Source organism: Actinosynnema sp. NPDC050436 (assembly GCF_040655415.1).
Lineage (GTDB): Bacteria > Actinomycetota > Actinomycetes > Mycobacteriales > Pseudonocardiaceae > Actinosynnema.
The window spans coordinates 104,251-121,606 of record NZ_JBFAJV010000001.1 but is presented as its reverse complement, the minus strand read 5'-3'; the positions used below and the strand labels follow the sequence as shown (position 1 = coordinate 121,606).

At 73.1% G+C, this 17,356-nt stretch carries 14 protein-coding genes; 8 read left to right on the top strand and 6 right to left on the bottom strand.

Going from position 1 to position 17,356, the window contains the following annotated elements; genetic code table 11:
* Positions 1-78 precede the first annotated feature (78 nt).
* Positions 79-3,189, top strand: a complete 3,111-nt coding sequence (locus AB0I60_RS00555; protein ID WP_360724615.1) for an amidohydrolase family protein — start codon at positions 79-81, stop codon at positions 3,187-3,189.
* Between the two features lie 12 nt (positions 3,190-3,201).
* Here the strand turns inward: AB0I60_RS00555 and AB0I60_RS00550 are convergent, their stop codons facing one another.
* Positions 3,202-4,347, bottom strand: a complete 1,146-nt coding sequence (locus tag AB0I60_RS00550) for a histidine decarboxylase (protein WP_360724613.1) — start codon at positions 4,345-4,347, stop codon at positions 3,202-3,204.
* A 329-nt stretch (positions 4,348-4,676) separates the two neighbouring features.
* Here AB0I60_RS00550 and AB0I60_RS00545 point away from each other — a divergent pair, with 329 nt between their 5' ends.
* The 4 genes from AB0I60_RS00545 (at position 4,677) to AB0I60_RS00530 (ending at position 8,893) form a co-directional block, all read left to right on the top strand.
* A complete protein-coding gene (locus AB0I60_RS00545; protein WP_360724611.1) occupies positions 4,677-6,002 on the top strand; it encodes a hypothetical protein in 1,326 nt (441 codons plus the stop codon).
* Between the two features lie 219 nt (positions 6,003-6,221).
* Positions 6,222-7,040 (top strand): lipase family protein, encoded by an 819-nt coding sequence (locus AB0I60_RS00540; RefSeq protein WP_360724609.1) that lies wholly within the window; start codon positions 6,222-6,224, stop codon positions 7,038-7,040.
* 186 nt (positions 7,041-7,226) lie between these two features.
* Positions 7,227-8,096: an AraC family transcriptional regulator gene (locus AB0I60_RS00535; RefSeq protein WP_360724607.1), complete on the top strand. Its 870-nt coding sequence runs from the start codon at positions 7,227-7,229 to the stop codon at positions 8,094-8,096.
* Between the two features lie 131 nt (positions 8,097-8,227).
* Positions 8,228-8,893 carry a hypothetical protein gene (locus tag AB0I60_RS00530; protein ID WP_360724605.1) on the top strand — a complete coding sequence of 222 codons (666 nt, stop codon included), beginning with the start codon at positions 8,228-8,230 and terminating at the stop codon, positions 8,891-8,893.
* An 85-nt stretch (positions 8,894-8,978) separates the two neighbouring features.
* On the opposite strand, the gene AB0I60_RS00525 is transcribed toward AB0I60_RS00530, so the two are convergent.
* The 4 genes from AB0I60_RS00525 to trpB form a co-directional block, all read right to left on the bottom strand.
* Complete coding sequence (locus AB0I60_RS00525) at positions 8,979-10,289, bottom strand: M14 family zinc carboxypeptidase (protein ID WP_360724603.1); 1,311 nt, start codon at positions 10,287-10,289, stop codon at positions 8,979-8,981.
* 213 nt (positions 10,290-10,502) lie between these two features.
* Positions 10,503-11,408, bottom strand: coding sequence for a DMT family transporter (locus AB0I60_RS00520; RefSeq protein ID WP_360724601.1), 906 nt, complete (start codon positions 11,406-11,408; stop codon positions 10,503-10,505).
* Positions 11,408-12,202: a tryptophan synthase subunit alpha gene (gene trpA / locus AB0I60_RS00515; RefSeq protein ID WP_360724599.1), complete on the bottom strand. Its 795-nt coding sequence runs from the start codon at positions 12,200-12,202 to the stop codon at positions 11,408-11,410. Before trpA ends, AB0I60_RS00520 begins: the two co-directional genes overlap by 1 nt.
* A 6-nt stretch (positions 12,203-12,208) precedes the next feature.
* The gene (gene trpB, locus AB0I60_RS00510) at positions 12,209-13,375 is read right to left on the bottom strand and encodes a tryptophan synthase subunit beta (protein ID WP_360724597.1); all 1,167 of its coding nucleotides are present in this window, start codon (positions 13,373-13,375) and stop codon (positions 12,209-12,211) included.
* 471 nt (positions 13,376-13,846) lie between these two features.
* Here trpB and AB0I60_RS00505 point away from each other — a divergent pair, with 471 nt between their 5' ends.
* Together AB0I60_RS00505 and AB0I60_RS00500 are read left to right on the top strand one after the other, a co-directional pair.
* On the top strand, positions 13,847-14,515 hold the full coding sequence (locus tag AB0I60_RS00505) for a DNA alkylation repair protein (RefSeq protein WP_360724595.1): 669 nt from the start codon (positions 13,847-13,849) through the stop codon (positions 14,513-14,515).
* A 122-nt stretch (positions 14,516-14,637) separates the two neighbouring features.
* Complete coding sequence (locus AB0I60_RS00500; RefSeq protein ID WP_360724593.1) at positions 14,638-14,832, top strand: CDGSH iron-sulfur domain-containing protein; 195 nt, start codon at positions 14,638-14,640, stop codon at positions 14,830-14,832.
* 140 nt (positions 14,833-14,972) lie between these two features.
* Here the strand turns inward: AB0I60_RS00500 and AB0I60_RS00495 are convergent, their stop codons facing one another.
* Complete coding sequence (locus AB0I60_RS00495) at positions 14,973-15,965, bottom strand: iron-containing redox enzyme family protein (protein WP_360725737.1); 993 nt, start codon at positions 15,963-15,965, stop codon at positions 14,973-14,975.
* A 187-nt stretch (positions 15,966-16,152) separates the two neighbouring features.
* Between AB0I60_RS00495 and AB0I60_RS00490 the strand changes: the two genes are divergently transcribed.
* Complete coding sequence (locus tag AB0I60_RS00490; protein ID WP_360724591.1) at positions 16,153-17,331, top strand: zinc-dependent alcohol dehydrogenase; 1,179 nt, start codon at positions 16,153-16,155, stop codon at positions 17,329-17,331.
* Positions 17,332-17,356: the final 25 nt, after the last annotated feature.

Genomic DNA, 17,356 nt, shown 5'->3' with positions numbered 1-17,356 from the left:
ATCCCGCCGACGCCACGCCGGACCGAGCGCCACCACCGAGCCGGCGCACTGGCCGGCCCCGTCCCGAGGAGCGACCTGGTGAACGCACAGCCACCCGCCGCCGACCTCCAGGTCGACTTCCCCTTCGACTACGCCGCGCACGTGGCGGACGGGCGGCGCATCGGCCGGTTGCCGGCGAGCGCACTCGGGGCCCGCGTCGCCGTGGTCGGCACCGGGGGCAGCGGGCTGACCGCCGCCTACGAGCTGCTCCGCGTCGGCTGCACGCCGGTGCTGTACGAGGCCGAGCGCTCACCGGGCGGTCCCGGCGGCCGGCGGCTGGGCGGGCGGATGCACTCGGTGCGGCTGGCACCCGCCGACTCCGCCGTGGTGGAGCTGGGGTGTATGCGCGTCCCCGACTCGGCCAAGCTGCTGCGCGGGTACACCGACCTGTTCGGCCTGCACTGGCAGCCGTTCCGCGACGAGTACGCCGAGGACGTGACGCCGCGCACGGTCCTCGACGTGGACGGCCGCACCCGCACCGCGCGCGGCATCACCGACCTGTACGCCGACGACGACGTGCTCCGGGAGGCGCACACCTCGTGGCTGGGCGCGCTGGAGCGGATCGGCGTGACCGACCTGCGCCGCGCGGTCGCGGACCGCGACCTGGCCGGCGTGCGGCAGCGGTGGGCCGATCTGCTGGCCCGCTACGAGCGGTGGAGCTTCCAGCGGTTCCTGCTCGACCCCGGCGGTGCCGGGCTGACCTGGGACCAGGCCCGCGTGCTGGGCACCGCCGGGGTGGCCACGGCGGCCTGGGACTCGTTCTTCGACCTCGGGTTCCCCGAGGTCCTGCGGCTGCTGCTGGCCACCGAGGGCGCGGAGGCGTTCCACCTGCGCGAGGGGTTCAGCGCGCTGGCCGAGGCGTTCTGGACGCACCGCGCGACCCTGCCCGACGGGCGCGTCACCAGCCTGGCCGAGGTCAACGACGGCGCTCTGCGCCCGGCGGTGACGGCGCTGGAGGTCGGCGAGGACGTCGCGGAGGGTGTCGTCGTGCACGACGAGGACGGTCACGCGGACTGGTTCCCCGCCGTCGTGTTCACCCCGCAGTTGCACGTGCTGGAGACCTCCGTGCGGCTGCGCCCGCTGCGCCCGGACGGCCCGGCCCCGTTCGGGCCCCGGCTGCTGCGGGCGGTCCGCCGGACGAGCTACTGGCAGTCGGCCAAGACCGCCCTGGTGACCACGACGCCGTTCTGGGAGGGCACCAGCCTCGACGGGGCGACCCTGACCGACCGGCTGCCGCGCGCGGCCTACACGCTGGACTACGGCGAGCCGGCGGAGCCGGGCGGCCGGCGGTCCGTGCTGGTGCTGAGCTTCACCTGGGCCGAGGACGCGATGAAGATCGGCTCGTCGTCGAAGGAGGAGCGGGTCGCGGCGTTCGTCCGGGAGCTCGCCGAGATCCACCCGGAGGTGGCCGACGAGCTGCGCCGCCAGGTCGCGGGGGGAGCCACCCGCACCATCTCCTGGGAGCGGGAGCGCAACTTCCGGGGCCTGTGCCGCTTCTCGCGGCCGGGGGAGTACCCGTACCTGTGGGACCTGTTCGCGCACTTCGTGAAGGACGCCGGGGGCGCGGCGGCGGTGCCGGGGGAGCCGGCCAACCCGCTGTTCCTCGCCGGCGACGACCTGTCGTGGTCGCCGGGCTGGCTCGACCACGCGATGTCCTCCGGCCTGAACGCGGCCTGGGGCGTGCTGCGCTACCTGGGCGGCGAGACCTCGCCGGACAACCCCGGGCCGGGCGACTTCTGGCTGGAGGAGCGGCACCGCCCGCTCGCGCCCGCCGAGATCGACGACCGACGCGCCCGCGCCGGGGACACCCACGCCGACGACGGGGAGGCCACGCCCGAAGCCCCCGCCGACGATGCCGACGACGGGGAAGACGCACCCGGGGCATCCGACGACAGCTCGGTCGGGGGCGGCGGGGCGCCCGCCACGACACGGCCCAGGGCGGGCGGGTCCGACGAGTACTTGATCACCGCCGACCGCCTCTGGGACGGTGAGCGGATGCACCCCGCCTCGCACGCCCGGGTGCTGGTGCGCGGGGACCGGGTCGAGCAGGTCGGCCCGGAGGCGGCCGGGGCTCCGCCGGCGCGGCAGGTGGACCTGCCGGGGCACACCCTGCTGCCCGGCCTGATCGACTGCCACGTGCACGTCCTGGACGAGGGGCTCAACACCGCCTCCGTCGCGGAGCAGACCCTGCGCGCGCTGCCCACCATGCGCACCCTGCTCGCCCACGGCTTCACCACGGTCCGCGACCTGGGCACCGCCGACCAGCCCATCACGGTCGACCTGCGCGACGCGGTCCGCGACGGGATCGCGCCGGGGCCGCGCCTGGTCGTCGCGCCGAACATCATCTCCGCCCGGGGCGGGCACGGTGACAAGGAACCCGACCTGACCACCCGGTTCGGGGTCGAGGTCGGGACCGTCGCCGACGGCGTGGAGGAGGTCGTCCGGCAGGTCCGGGGCCAGGCCCGGGTCGGGGCCGACTGGATCAAGTTCGCGGCGAGCGGCGGGTTCGCCTCGCCCGCCGACCACCCGGCGGCGGTGACCTACACCCAGGACGAGGTGGACGCGCTGGTCGCCGCCGCCGCCGACCTCGGGCTGCCGTGCGCCGTGCACGCGTTCAACGACGAGGCGGTGCGCCGCGCGGTGCGGGCCGGGGTGCGCTCGGTCGAGCACGCGAACATGGCCTCCGCCGACACCCTCGCGCTGCTCGTGGAGCGCGGGGTGTACCTGGTGCCGACGTTGCAGGCGGTGTTCCAGCACCTCGACCGGCTCGACGACGACGAGTTCTGGGAGGGCAAGCCGGAGCCGGTGCGCGTCAAGTTCCGGGACTGCGCGGAGGCGCTGCTGTCCTCCTCGCGGGTCCTGGCCGACAGCGACGTGCTGCTGGCCTACGGCACCGACGCCAGTGTGGTGCCCTACGACGAGACCTGGCGGGAGTTCACCGCCATGGCGCGGATCGGCATCCGGCCCGAGCGCGCCCTCCGCGCCGCCACGTCGGTCGCCGCCGACCTGCTGGAGCGCGCCGACCTCGGCCGGGTTCGGCCCGGTGCCACCGCCGACCTGGTCGCGGTGCCCGGCGACCCCCTCGCCGACGTGGCGGTGATGGGGCGGGTCGACTTCGTGGTGCAGGCCGGCGCGGTGGTGGGCCTCTGACCCGGGACCCGGTCAGCCCGCTGCGGCGAGTTCCTCGCACAGCGCGTCCACGTGCTGCTCGGTCACGTGCGGCATGACGACGAGCGCGGCGTGCTCCTCGTCGCGCACCAGGTGCCAGCGGTGGCAGAAGTCGGGTGGCGGCGCGTCGAACAGCACGATGGTGCTGCCGTGCGCCCGGCTGGGGTTGCGGCCGAGCCGGGCGAGACCGCGCTGGGCGTGGTCGGCGGTGCGGTGGCAGTGCCGCACCCGGTCGGCCACCCCGGCGCGGCCCAGGCGGCGCAGCTCGTACCAGAGCAGGACGGGCGCCAGCGCGTCCCGGGAGCCGGTGACGGTGTCGTCGTCGGTGCCGACGGCGACACCCTCGCCCCGGACGGCCGCCACGTCCTCCTCGGGGACCAGGACCACGCCGCACGGCACCGGGCACCCGATCACCTTGTGCCCGCTGATGGCGACGCTGTCCGCGCCGGACGCCAGGTTCCACGGGATCGGCTCGTCGCCGAACTCGGCCAGCAGCCCGCCGAACGCCGCGTCGCAGTGCACCCAGCTCCGCTCGACCTCCGCCGCCGCCAGCGCGCGCCGCACCCCGGGCAGGTCGTCGACCGCGCCCCGGCCGGTGGTGCCGATCGTGGCGGCGACCACGGCCGCCCGTCCCGGGTTGCGGGCCAGCTCCCGGCCGAGCGCCACGGTGTCCATGGTGCCGTCGTCGCGGGTTTGCACTGCCACGTAGGGCATCCGCAGCAGCCGGGCGAGCTTGGGCAGCGAGTAGTGCGCTTCGGCCGACGCGTACAGCACGGCGTCGGGGTACCGCTCGCGCGCCACCCACGTCGCGTAGATGTTGCTCTCGGTGCCCCCGCTGGTCAGGTAGCCGAAGGTGCGCTGCGGGTCGCCGCCGGACAGCGCGGTGAAGAAGTCCAGCACCGCCACCTCGAACGGCTTGGTGTCGATCCGGTAGAAGCTCTCCTCGCGCGGATTGCCGACGTTGTTGCCGTGCACGGCGAGGAAGTCCGCCAGCAGGCGGTGGTCGAAGTCGAGGTTCACCGGGATGCCCAGCATGTGGTCGCGCTCCTCGCGCATCCACCGCGCGGTGCGCGCCAGCGGCTCGACGTCCTGGTTGCCGTCCTCACCGATGCGCAGTTGCTCGCTGTCGAACAGTTCCACGGTCGACTACCTCCACGGCGGTGGCGCGCGGGTACGACCGGCCCGGGCCCGGCCCACCGCCGGACCCGCCGGCGCAGTTCCCGCGACCGGTGCGCCGCGCCGGTGCCGTTGCAGGAAGAAAGTAGCGCTTCGCCGTCCGGGCGGACAGGTCCGTTCAGGCTGTTCACCGCCCTCACCCGAAGGACCGATTTTGGCTTTTTTGCTGCTGTGCTTGACTGTCAAGGGTCGGACCGCGTGATCGCCCCGCGTCCGCCGGGTGCGTGCGGCACGCGCTCCGGCGGTGTGCGGCCGGTGCGCGGCACCGGTCGAGGCGGTCGGGAGAATCGGCATTGCGAAGCAGGGAGCACAACGAGAAGCTGCGCGCGCTGATCGGGGAAGCACGGTGGACCAACCACAACTTCGCCCTCGCCGTGAACCGGGTCGCGCTGGAGGTCGGGATCGTCCTGCGCTACGACCGCACCGCCGTGTCGCACTGGCTCTCCGGCAGCCGCCCGCGCCCGCCGGTCCCCGCGTTCATGGCGCAGGCGCTGTCCCGGCGCCTCGGCCGCCCGGTCCGCACCGCCGACCTCGGCGTGGCCGGGGACGAGCCCGCCGACCCCGTCGCCGAGGAGCCGTCGGCCACCACGAACCTGCTGCGGCTGGTCACCGCCGACCTGGACCCGGCGCGGCGGACCTCGTTGCACGAGCAGCCGTTCCGGGTCGAGTGGACGGTCGCACCGGAGTGGGCCGGCGGCCGGCGCCCCCGCCGCGCGGGCCGGCACCGGGGCGCGCAACGCGGCAACGCCGAGGCGGTCCGCGCCATGCAAGGTGCGTTCGCCGCCGCCGACCAGGCGTTCGGCGGCGGGCACGCGCGGCTGGCGCTGGCCGCCTACCTGGCCACCGACGTCACGGCGTGGCTGCCGGGCTGCACCGGCGAGCACCGGCGGGCGCTGCTCGGCGGGGTGACCGCGCTGGCCTACCTGAGCGGGTTCATGTGCTTCGACGACCTGCACCACCACCTGGCCCAGCGCTACTACCGCGCGGCGCTGCGGCTGGCCGCCGAGGCCGGTGACGCGACCGCGCACGCGGTGGTGCTGCGCGGGATGAGCGTCCAGGCGTGGTTCCTGGGCCACTACCGGCAGGCCGCCGAACTCGCCGACGCGGCCGTGGCCCGCATGGGCGACGCGGCGACCCCCGGGACGCGCGCGGTGGCGCTCGGGCAGGCGGCCGTGGCGCACGCGGCGCTCGCGCGCCGGGAGACCGCGTTGTCGTGCCTGTCCGAGGCGCAGCGGTGGGTCGGCCGGGTCGACGGCGGGGGACGCCCGGTGGAGCGGACCGACCGCGCGGACGTGGCGCACCTGACCGGGCAGGCGCTGGCGCTCATGCGCGCGGGCGACCGGGCCGAGGCCGCGCTGCGCGACTCCCTGCGCCACCGCCCCGAGGCCGAGCGCCGCTCGCGGATGCTCACCGTCCACCTGCTGGCCGCCCTCCAACTGCGCGAGGGCCGCCTGGAGCAGTCCTGCGCGACCTGGCAGCGGTTCCTCGACGACTACCCGCGCATTCACTCGGCGCGGGTCGACCTGGCGTTCGAGACCTTCCAGCGCCGGCTGCGCGGGCACCGCGACAACGTGGTCGTGCGGGACGCCCTGCACCGCGCGGGTCGGCTGGCCTGCTGACACCCTCGGCACTCCTGTGCGACTGTTCAGGGTGAACTGTCCACTCACGACGTTGCGCGGTGGTGGCCCGGGTTCGATCCAGTCGGGTGGGTGACGCGGCGGTTCGGTGGGGTGAACAGCGCACGCGCTGGTGGCGAGGTGGGTGCGGCCTGGGTAGGCACGGAGGGGTGGCGGAGCCGCCGCCGCCTTCGGACACCACGACTTCGTGAGGATGCAGCCATGTCGGCACCCACGCTCAACCACCAGGTCACCGGGTACGACGCGCGCCAGGCGTACTGCATGGCCAAGGCCGCGCAACTGGCCTACCAGGACGAAGAGCGGATCGAGGCCACCGCCGCGGAGTGGGGCTTCGACCGGGTGCGCCACCACTGCTCGACGTTCTCGCCGCCGTTCGCGCTCAGCGACACCCAGGGCTACACGATGGCGAACTCGACCATGGTGGTCACCGCCTTCCGGGGCACCGAACCCGTCCAGCTGCGGGACTGGCTCTCGGACGCGACCACGCCGCCGTGGCCCGGCCCGGCGCGGACCGGATTGGTGCACTACGGGTTCGCCCAGGCGGTGACGGCGGTGTTCCCGCAGGTGCTCGAAGCGATCACCGAACTGCGCGACGCCGACCAGACGATCTGGTTCACCGGGCACAGCCTCGGCGGTGCGCTGGCGATGCTGGCCGCCGCCTGGTTGCACTTCGAGGACCCCAAGCTCTCGGCCGACGGCGTCTACACGTTCGGGCAGCCCCGCACGTGCGACGCCGCTCTGGCCAAGGCGTACGACAGCGCGTTGGAGAACCGCACCTTCCGGGTGGTGAACAACAACGACATCGTGGCCCAGTCCCCGCCGGAGCCGGTTTTCAAGCACGTGAAGGAGATCCGCTACATCGACTCGAACGGCCGGGTGCACGACTCGATGCCGGTGGTGTCGAACCTGTTCGACCGCGCGAAGGGCATGACCGCCGACCCGTTCGCCCCGGGCAGCGACGGCATCCGCGACCACCTGATGAAGGCGTACCTCGCGGCTCTGGAGAAGAACCTGCCCTGACCGGTCGGCAGGGTCGTCACGGGCCTGAGGCTCGGACAACCACCACCGCCCCCGTGGTCGACCACGGGGGCGGTGGCCTGCTCCGGCCCGTTCGGCGGCGGCCGTGGTCGAATGATCGGACCGGATCGCCGCGATCGGGCGCGGGCAGTGCCGGGTCGGCCAGGCTCGACGGCGAAGGAGGTCACCGTGATCGCGGCACTGAACCGGCTCGTCGACCTGGTCGAGGAGCAGTTGGGCGAGGAGCTCGACGTGGACCGGCTGGCCAAGGCCGTCGGCACGACCGGCTACCACCTGCGGCGGATGTTCTCGTCGCTGGCGGGCATGACGCTGTCCGAGTACGTGCGCCGGCGGCGGATGACCGTGGCCGCCGCCGACGTCGTGCGCGGCCGGGACGACCTGCTGGGCATCGCCGTCCGGTTCGGGTACGGCTCGACCGAGGCGTTCGGGCGCGCGTTCCGGGCCGTGCACGGCGCCGGGCCCGGTGAGGTGCGCCGGCACGGCGGCCCCCTTCGCACACAACCGCAGCTCAGGTTCCGCCTGACCGTCGAAGGGAGCGTCCCCGTGGACACCCGCATCGTCGAACGACCCGCGTTCCGGCTCATCGGACACGCGACCCGCGTCCCGCTCATCCACCGGGGGGTCAACCCGCACATCCAGCGGCACGTCGCCGCGCTGCCGCCGGAGGAGCACGCGCGGCTCAAGTCGCTGTCCGCCATGGAGCCTGCCGGCCTGCTCCAGGTGTGCGACGACCTCGACCCGGACGGTGTCGAGGGCAGCGAGCTGACCTACCTGCACGGGGTCGCGGTGCCGGGGGAGACCTCGGCCCCCGCCGACCTCGACGCCGTCGAGGTGCCGGCGGGCCGGTGGGCGGTGTTCCGCACCAGCGGCCCGTACCCGGAGACCCTCCAGAACGCCTGGGCGGCGACCGCGACCGAGTGGTTCCCCTCCAACCCGTGGCGCTCGCGGCCGGGCCCGTCGATCGTCGCGGTGCTCGACCGCGCCGCCGACTTCAGCACTGCGACCTGCGAGCTGTGGCTGCCGGTCGAGCCGGCGTGACCTGCCCGGTGTGATGTGCCCGGCCGGCTCCTGCGCGGGGCCGGCCGGGTCGGCCGGGTAACGGAACGGTCGCGGACGTCGATCTACGGGGTAGACCCTGCGTGCACCAGCTCAGCCGGAGGCGGGCGATTATGCGGAGGATCCACTTGTCGGCGGCGGTGCTCGTCATCGCCGTCGCCCTGGTCCTGCTCGTGGTGCCGATCTGGCTGCTCAACGCGGCCCAGTACCAGGCGCTCGCGGCGGGGGTGCAGGCGCTCGGGGTCACCGCCGCGCTGGTGTTCGGCGCCGCGACCCTGCTCACCGACAGCCGCAACCGCCGGGTGGACCGGGTGCTCGACCTGCACGCCGCGCTCACGTCCGGGGCCGTGCAGGAGTCCAGGGTGCGGTTGTTGCTGCGCTTGCAGGACATCTCCGGGAACACCCCGTCGGTCAGCCTGCACCAATTGCGCAACGACGCGGAGTTCGTCTCCTACCCCGACCCGGCGCAGGGCCGGCCGCTGCGCGACGTGAACGTGGTGCTGCGCTTCTTCGAGCGGGTGAACGCGGCCCGGACCGCCGGCATCGTGGACCTGCCGCTGCTGCACGAACTGCTGGGCGGGCACGTGGTGTGGTGGGACCGGGTGATCACCGACGCCGTCGACGAGCCGCACGTGCGCGGGCTGAAGGAACTGGCCGTCTGGGTGCACCACCACAGCGACACCCGGGCGAGCGGCTTGGCCTACCTGGAGTCGTGGCGCAGGAACCTGCACCGCGATTTCGGCCGACCCGCCGGCGCCGACGAGCCGACCCCGACCTGATCACGTGGGACCTGCCGCGCCCACCGGTCGCGCGGGACCGGTCGCGGGCGTGGGCGGCACTGCCACGTCCGCGACCGGCCTCCGGTCAGCTCGCGTAAGGGGCCTTGGCCGCCTTCGCCGCCGTCAGGAGCGCTCCCTTGTTCTTCGGCCAGAACAGGCTGTCCACGCACGAGTACTGCGGGAGGAACCCGCCGCAGCTCCCGCTGGCCGAGCCGAGTTCGAACGTGTAGCTGGCGATGCCCAGGTTGCCGTAGGTGAAGTCGTCGGTCGTGCCGGTGGTGTCACCCTCGGCCTTGATCGTGTACCCGTTGAACGCGGCCATCTTCCGGCCCAGCGCGGCCAACTGCGCCGCGTTCGGGTTGGCGTTCCACGTCCAGCCCCACGGCGGCATGATCAGGTTGCCGTAGCTGTGCACGGTGATCATCACGCCCTTGGTGGTCACCGGCGCGGGCTGGGTGTCGCCCGGCCCCCGCTGGTCCGGGAAGAGCTGCTTGAACCAGGCTTCCAGCGCCTTGGTCTCCGGCTCGGACGCGGCCCCCGTGCCCTGGTAGGTCTCGCCGCAGCGGTTGGTGCCCGCGCCGCCCCACTTGAACGACGAGTTGCGGTTGAGGTCGACGCCGAAGCTCGGCGCGGAGCAGGACGCGCCGGTGTTGTTGGCGTTCTTGCGGTGCAGCAGCGGCCGGTTGCCGCCGGAGGCGACGATGTCCACGCCGTCGGGGTTGGCGATCGGCACCACCCACAGCTCAGTGGTGTCCAAAATGGACGTCACCTCGGCGTCCGACCCGTAGCCCTTGGTGAGGTGGTCGATCCACCGCCAGGCCACCTCGCCGGTGGCCAGCTCGCGGGCGTGGATCTGCGCGACCAGCGCGAACCGGGGCTTCGCGGAGTCCGGGTTCAGCGCGCAGTCGCCGGCCTGCTTCTTGGTGATGCAGATGGCCTTGATGTCGTGCCCGCCTTGGCCGCGCGTCTTGCGCCAGCTGTCGCCGATGTCGAAGACCTGGGTGAGCGCCGGGTACGCGGCGGCCACGTCGGTCAGGTGCTTCTCGTGCTCGACCACCGTCCGGTAGCCGCCGTAGTACGTCTGGACGCCGACGTCCGCCCGGCCGGGCGGCACCGGCTTGTACACCGTGTCGACCTTGCGCGGCCGGTAGCCGAGGGCGGTGAGCCGGTCGGCCACGCGCGCGTCGCCGACGACCTGCACGCCACCTCCCACACCGTGCTCGACGTCGAACCCGGAGTCCTGCAGGACGTGCTCGTCGGCTCCCGGCACCTGCCAGTAGTACGGCGTGGTGTCGGGGCCGGCGGCCACCGCGCTCGACCCGAGCAGCAGCAGGGCGGCGGTGACGGAGCCGACCCACGCCGCGCCGAGGCGCGTCTTCCGTGTGCTGAGCTTCATGGACAGACCTCCAGACGAGCCGGCGGCCGAGGCAGGGTGCCGCCGTGCCGAACGCGAGTATGGAGCACCGCCCAGGTGATCAGAACCTACGATCGGTGGTCGCCTGCCTCCGGAGCGTCATCGCGCGGCCGGGTTCCCCGGTCGGGTGGCGGGAGGGCGACCCGCCGCCGGGGCCGCGCGACGCTCGTCGGCATCGCGCAACCCCGGCCGCCGTCACTCCGGGACCCGGCTGGGTGTCGGGGTGGCCGGGGCGTCCCGGGGTGCCGAGCGGACCAGCACCAGGGCCGCCGAGGCGATGATCAGCGCGCACCCGCCCGCCACCGACCAGGTGATGCGCTCGTCCAGCACCAGCGCCCCCCAGCCCACGCCGAACAGCGGCGTCAGCAGCGCGACCATCATCGCGCGGGCCGGGCCGACGTCGGCGATCAGCCGGAAGTACAGCAGGAAGCCGATGGTCGTGCAGAGCACCGCGAGCGCCAGCACGTTGAGCACGATCGGCCAGGTGAACCGGATCGCGGGCAGGTCGGTCACCCAGAACGGGAGGATGACCAGGCCGGCGAGCAGCTGGGAGCAGCCCGCCGTGCCCACCGGGTCCACGCCGTGCGCGAACCGCTTCACGTACACGCCGGACAGCGCGTAGCAGATCGCCGCCAGCAGGCACGCGCCGATGCCCAGCCAGAACACCACCGTCCCGTCGCCGGAACCGCCGCCCGCGACCAGCGCCACGCCGACCATCCCGACGACCAGCCCCGCGACGCCGCGCACGGTCAGCTCCTGGCCGAGGAACACCGCCGCGAGCAGGGTGCCGAACAGCGGCGTGCTGGAGTTGATGATCACCGAGTAGGACGCGGGGATGTGCACCGCCGCGTAGGAGAAGAGCAGCATGGGCGCGGCCACGTTGAACAGGCCGACCACGGTGTAGGGCACCCAGTGCGCGCGCCACCGGGGGCGGAAGCGCACCACCGCGAAGTACGGCAGGAACGCCAACCCGCCCACGCCGACCCGCAGGCCCGCCGTCGGCACCGCGCCGATCACCGGCGCGAGGACGCGCAGGAACATGAACGACGCACCCCACAACGCGCCCAGCACCAGCAGCCGCGCCCAGTCCGCTCTCCGCATCAGACCCCGTCCGGCGTGCGCAGCGCGCGCACGAAGTCCTCGATCTCCTTGCGGGCCACGCCCAGGTCGTCGAGGTTGCGCTCGACCAGCAGGCTGAAGTGGCTGCCGACGATCACCCCGTCCGCGCCCGCGTCCCAGAAGTCCACCACCTGGCTCCGGGTGCTCACGCCGAAGCCGACGACCATCGGCTTGTCGGTGAGGCCGCGCAGCGACCGGATCCGCTGCGCCGAGTCGTCCTCGAACCGCGCGCTCGGCCCGGTGGTGCCGAACCGGCTGATCACGTAGGTGAACGCGCTGGACGACTCGAACAGGCGCGCGGCCCGCTCGGCCGGCGTGTTCGGCGCGACCATCTGGATGCAGCCGAGGCCGTGCTCGCGCAGCAGGCCGACGTGCTCGTCCGCCTCCTCCACCGGCAGGTCCGAGCACACCACCGCGTCCACCCCGACCTCCGCCAGCTCGGCGTACGCGCCGGGCCCCCGCTTGAACAGCAGGTTGTAGTACAGCAGCAGCCCGATCGGCAGGTCCGGGTAGTCCCCGCGCAGCTCGCGGACCATGTCGACGCACGCGTCGTAGGTGGTGCCCGCCTGGAGCGAGCGCTGCATGGACCGCTGGTTGATCGGTCCGTCGGTGATCGGGTCGGAGAACGGGAAGCCCAGCTCGACGGCGTCCGCGCCGGCGTCCACGGCGGCCCGCACCAGCGCCAGGCCCTCCTCCCGGTTCGGGTCGCCCAGGGTGAAGAACGGGACGAACAGCTTGCGGTCCGAGCCCTGGAAAGCGCTGTCGAATCGGTTCATGGTCGGTCAGATCCCCCGGTAGTTCCAGTACTCGTCCAGGTCCTTATCGCCCCGCCCCGAGATGCACACCAGCAGCACGGCGTCGCGGTCGAGCTCCGGCGCGGTGCGCAGCGCGAGCGCCAGCGCGTGCGCCGACTCGAACGCCGGGATGATGCCCTCCAGCAGGGACAGCTCGGCGAACGCGTCCACGGTCTCGGCGTCCGACACGGCCTCGAAGCGGGCCCGGCCGGCGTCCTGCAGCGCTACCAGCTCCGGCCCCACGCCCGGGTAGTCCAGGCCCGCCGCGATGGAGTGGGTGTTGGTGATCTGGCCCTCGGCGTTCTGCAGGAACAGCGAGTGCATCCCGTGGAACACGCCGGGCGTGCCCCTGGTCAGCGTGGCCGCGTGCCGGTCCGAGCCGTCGTCCAGCCCGGCCGGTTCCGCGCCGTAGAGCCGCACGTCGGGGTCGTCGGCGAACCCGGCGAACAGGCCGACCGCGTTGCTGCCGCCGCCGATGCACGCGAACACCGCGTCCGGCAGCACGCCCGCCTGCTCGTGCAGCTGGGCCCTGGCCTCGGTGCCGATGACGGACTGGAAGTACTTCACCATCGACGGGTACGGGTAGGGCCCGGCCGCCGTGCCGAAGCAGTGGTACGTGCTGCCCACGTTGGTGATCCAGTCGCGCATCGCGTCGTTGATGGCGTCCTTCAACGTCGCGCCGCCCGAGCTGACCGGGTGGACGGTCGCGCCGAACAGCTCCATCCGCTTGACGTTGGTGCGCTGGCGCTCGACGTCCACCGCGCCCATGTAGACCTCGACGGGCAGGCCGAGCTTCGCGCCGGTCATCGCGGTGGCGACGCCGTGCTGGCCCGCGCCGGTCTCGGCGATGATCCGCGTCTTGCCCATGTACTGGGCGAGCAGCAGCTGGCCGATGGTGCTGTTGGTCTTGTGCGCGCCGCCGTGCAGCAGGTCCTCGCGCTTGAGGTAGATGCGCCGGCCGTACTTCTCCGACAGCCGTTCGGCGAACATCAGCGGTGTGGCGCGACCGGCGAACGTGGTGAGCAGCTCGCGGAACCGGTCCATGAACACCGGGTCCGCCTGGGCTTTGACGAACCCGTCCTCCACCTCCTGGAGGACCGCCACCAGGCTCTCCGACGAGTAGAAACCGCCGTACCCCTTGTCCCCGAAACGCACGCGCAGATCAAGCTCTGCGAACATTTCCCCCGCCCCAGAACTCGGCCCATTACCGGAATGGGCTGCTCGAAGAAAGCATTCGCCGTGCCGGGGGCGCGTCGGCGAGGAAGGGTGCCGGCGGCGTCACCGCGCGCGCCAGAACCCCTCGTGTGTCGTCCCACCCCCGCGTGGGCAGGCGAGACCGTCGTCCGGTCTCCGCCGAAAGCGAACGTAATTGACCTTTCCGAAAGCAGACAGGACTGAATGGGTGATGTGACGAACACGCTGAGCAACCCCGAAGTCGTGCCTGGGCGGAAGTGGTGGGCCCGTGCATAATGCGCCCGCGCGAGAGCGCCGGGGCTTTTGTCCGTTGACAGTGCGAATTCATCGCCATTCTCAGCGGGCAGACCGACGGGAAGGCACGGTCGCCGACAACCGCGACCGGTGCACCGCGTAGGCTGCACTTCCGCACGCGGTTCACAGGAGGTCGTGGTGACCGGAACGACGGTGGCCGAGGTCATGGCCGAACTGGCTGCGCTGGACGACCCCCGGGCGCGCGCCGTCAACGAGAAGCACGGCGACGACCACGGGGTGAACCTCGGCAAGCTGCGCGCAGTCGCCAAGCGGCTCAAGACCCGGCACGACCTGGCGCGTGAACTGTGGGCGACCGGCGACACCGCAGCACGGCTGCTGGCGCTGCTCGTGTGCCGCCCCAAGGCGTTCGAGCGCGACGAACTCGACGCCATGGCACGCGAAGCGCGGACGCCCAAGGTGCACGACTGGCTGATCAACTACGTGGTGAAGAAGAGCCCGCACGCCGAGGACCTGCGCGTGGCCTGGTCCGCCGACCCGGACCCGGTGGTGGCGAGCGGCGGGTGGGCGCTGACCACCGAACGGGTGGCCAAGGAGCCCGAGGGGCTCGACCTGGCCGGCCTGCTCGACGTCGTCGAGGCGGAGATGGCGGGCGCCCCGCCCCGCCTCCAGTGGGCGATGAACCACTGCCTGGCGCAGATCGGGATCGAGCACGCCGGGCACCGCGTCCGCGCAGTCGCCATCGGTGAACGCCTGGGAGTGCTCAAGGACTACCCGACCCCGCCGAACTGCACGTCGCCCTTCGCTCCCACCTGGATCGCCGAGATGGTGCGCCGGCGGGAGAGCTGACGGCCGCTTTCCGTTTGGCGCTGCGGTCTTCGGGAACGTTGTTCGCATGTGGCTGCGCAGAACACCGGTCGTGGACCGGTTCCGGGACGACGTGCCGACCGCCGGGACCCGGGGGGTGGGCCGTGGCGACGCCGCGTGACAAGCGCCGGGTCACCGTGATCACGGGCGGTCCGGTGTTGGTGGAAGGTCCGGTGGAGATGGTGCTCGAAGACGGCACGGTGGTCGAGTCCGACCGGTTCGTGGTCGCGGTGTGCGCGTGCCGCCGCAGCAAGAGGTTCCCGTTGTGCGACACCAGTCATCGCGCGCGCAAGCGCTGACCGCGCGCAGGCGCTGACCACGCACGAGGGCGAACCGCTCGTCGCGGTGCCGGCCGGGTGCCGCGCGACGGCGCGGTCCTCGATGGACTGAGTGCGGACCGGGGCGGGTGTGACGCGTCACCCCCGCCCCGGTCCGCGCGTCACAACGGGCGGAGCAGCGAGCTGCGGCCGTCCTCCCACGCGCCGAGCAGGTGGTCGGAGAGCCGCTGCTCCAGCAGTTCCGTGGCGCGGACGCCGAACACCACCGAGTCGGTCAGCTCCGGCTCGCGCGCCAGCAGGTCCCCGACGACGTCGTGCCGCATCACCTGCTCGTGCACGGCGTCGGCCTCGATGTGCTCGGTGTAGAACTCCACGCAGTCCGGGTGCGCGGACATGCGCTGCAACGCCTTGGCCATTCGCGTGGCGTTGGGCGCGGTGGTGATCTCGGTTGCCGCGAAGTGGCCCACCAGCGCCCCGCGCCGCGCGCGGTGCAGGGCGAGTGCCGACATGAGGTTCACCGTCGCCAGCAGCACGGCCGGCACGTGGTCGAGGTAGCGCAGGTAGCCGGTCTCCAGCTCCGCCCCCGCGAGCAGCCGCGCGAAGAGCTGCGAGTGCATCCGGTCGCCGCGCCCGCCGCCGTACTCGTCGAACTCGACCGCGACCAGCGCCGCCTTCGCCCGCCCGGTCAGCCGGGGGATCACCCAGGCGTGCGGGTCGGCTTCCTTGAGGTGGTAGATCGACCGGTGCGCGAACAGCTCGCGCACCTGCCACCACTCGCCCCGGGCCAGCAGGTGGTGGCTCACGCCCCGGCCGTCCACGGGTTCGACCAGCAGTTCGTCCAGCACGTCGCCCACCCCTGGTCTGCCGGGCAGGTCGTCGTGCAGCGCGTCGAGGAAGACCCCCTCCACTTCGGACCGCAGCCGGATCAGCCCGGGGTTCCACTCCCACTCCGGCGCGACGTCCAGGAACCCCCGGTAGTGCAGTTCGTAGCACACGTGCAGGGCGAGCTGGAGGTCGTCGCCGTACGGGTCGGCCGGCCCCGGTGCGGCCAGGGTGCGGCCGGGGTCCGGTTCGGACCGCAGGGCGGTGATCACGGCGTCGGACAGGGGCCCGCGCGCGGCGGGGAGCGCGGCGGTGTCCAAACCTTGCAGCATCTGGGTCACGGGGTCCGGTTACCCGGTTCCGCTGCGGAGATGCACCCGGCGACCACCCTTTCGACCGAAGCGGTGAGCCCGTTCGCGGGGCCCGGCCCGGGACGTCGGCGCGCGGTCCGGCGTGGACGTTGTTCGGCCGACGCCTTCGCGGGTACCCCGGCGCGGGAGCCACTCGACAGGAGATGACATGAAGGCTGTGACCTGGCACGGGCGGCGGGACGTCCGGGTGGACACCGTGCCCGACCCGATTCTGAAGGAGCCGACGGACGTCGTCGTGCGCATCACGTCCACCGGCCTGTGCGGTTCGGACCTGCACCTGTACGAGGTGATGGGCCCGTTCCTGGACGAGGGGGACATCCTCGGGCACGAACCGATGGGCGTCGTGGAGGAGGTCGGCGCGGGCGTCACGGAACTGAAGCCGGGTGACCGCGTCGTGGTGCCGTTCAACGTCTCGTGCGGCACCTGCTTCATGTGCGGGGAGGGCCTGCACTCGCAGTGCGAGACCACCCAGGTGCGCGAGCAGGGGTCCGGCGCGGCGCTGTTCGGCTACACCAAGCTCTACGGGCAGGTGCCGGGCGGGCAGGCCGAGTACCTGCGGGTGCCGTTCGGCAACACGCTGCCCATCAAGGTGCCGGAGGGGCCGCCGGACGACCGGTTCGTGTACCTGTCCGACGTGCTGCCCACGGCGTGGCAGGCGGTCGAGTACGCCGGGGTCCGGGAGGGTTCCAGCCTCGTCGTGCTGGGGCTGGGACCGATCGGCGACATGTCGGCGCGCATCGCCAAGCACCGGGGCGCGGGGACCGTCATCGGCGTCGACCTCGTGCCCGAGCGCCTGGCCCGCGCCTCCGCGCGCGGCGTGACGGCGCTGGACGTGCGCGACAGCCACCTGGTCGAGCACATCCGCGACCTGACCGGCGGGCGCGGGCCGGACGCGGTGATCGACGCGGTCGGGATGGAGGCGCACGGCGCCCCGGTGGCGAAGCTGGCGCACCAGGCGGTCGGCCTGCTGCCCGACGCCATCGCGGCCCGGTTCATGAAGACGGCGGGCGTCGACCGGCTGCACGCCCTGCGGCTGGCGATCGACATCGTCCGCCGGGGCGGCACCATCTCGCTGTCCGGCGTCTACGGCGGCATGGCCGACCCGCTGCCGATGCTGACCCTGTTCGACAAGCAGATCCAGTTGCGCATGGGGCAGGCGAACGTGCACCGGTGGGTGCCGGACATCCTGCCGCTGCTCACCGACGACGACCCGCTGGGCGTGGACGGCTTCGCCACGCACCGCCTGCCGCTCGCGGAGGCGCCGCACGCGTACGAGATCTTCCAGCAGAAGCGGGACAACGCGGTGAAGATCCTGCTGACGCCGTGAGGAAGACCACCGAGACGGGGGTCAC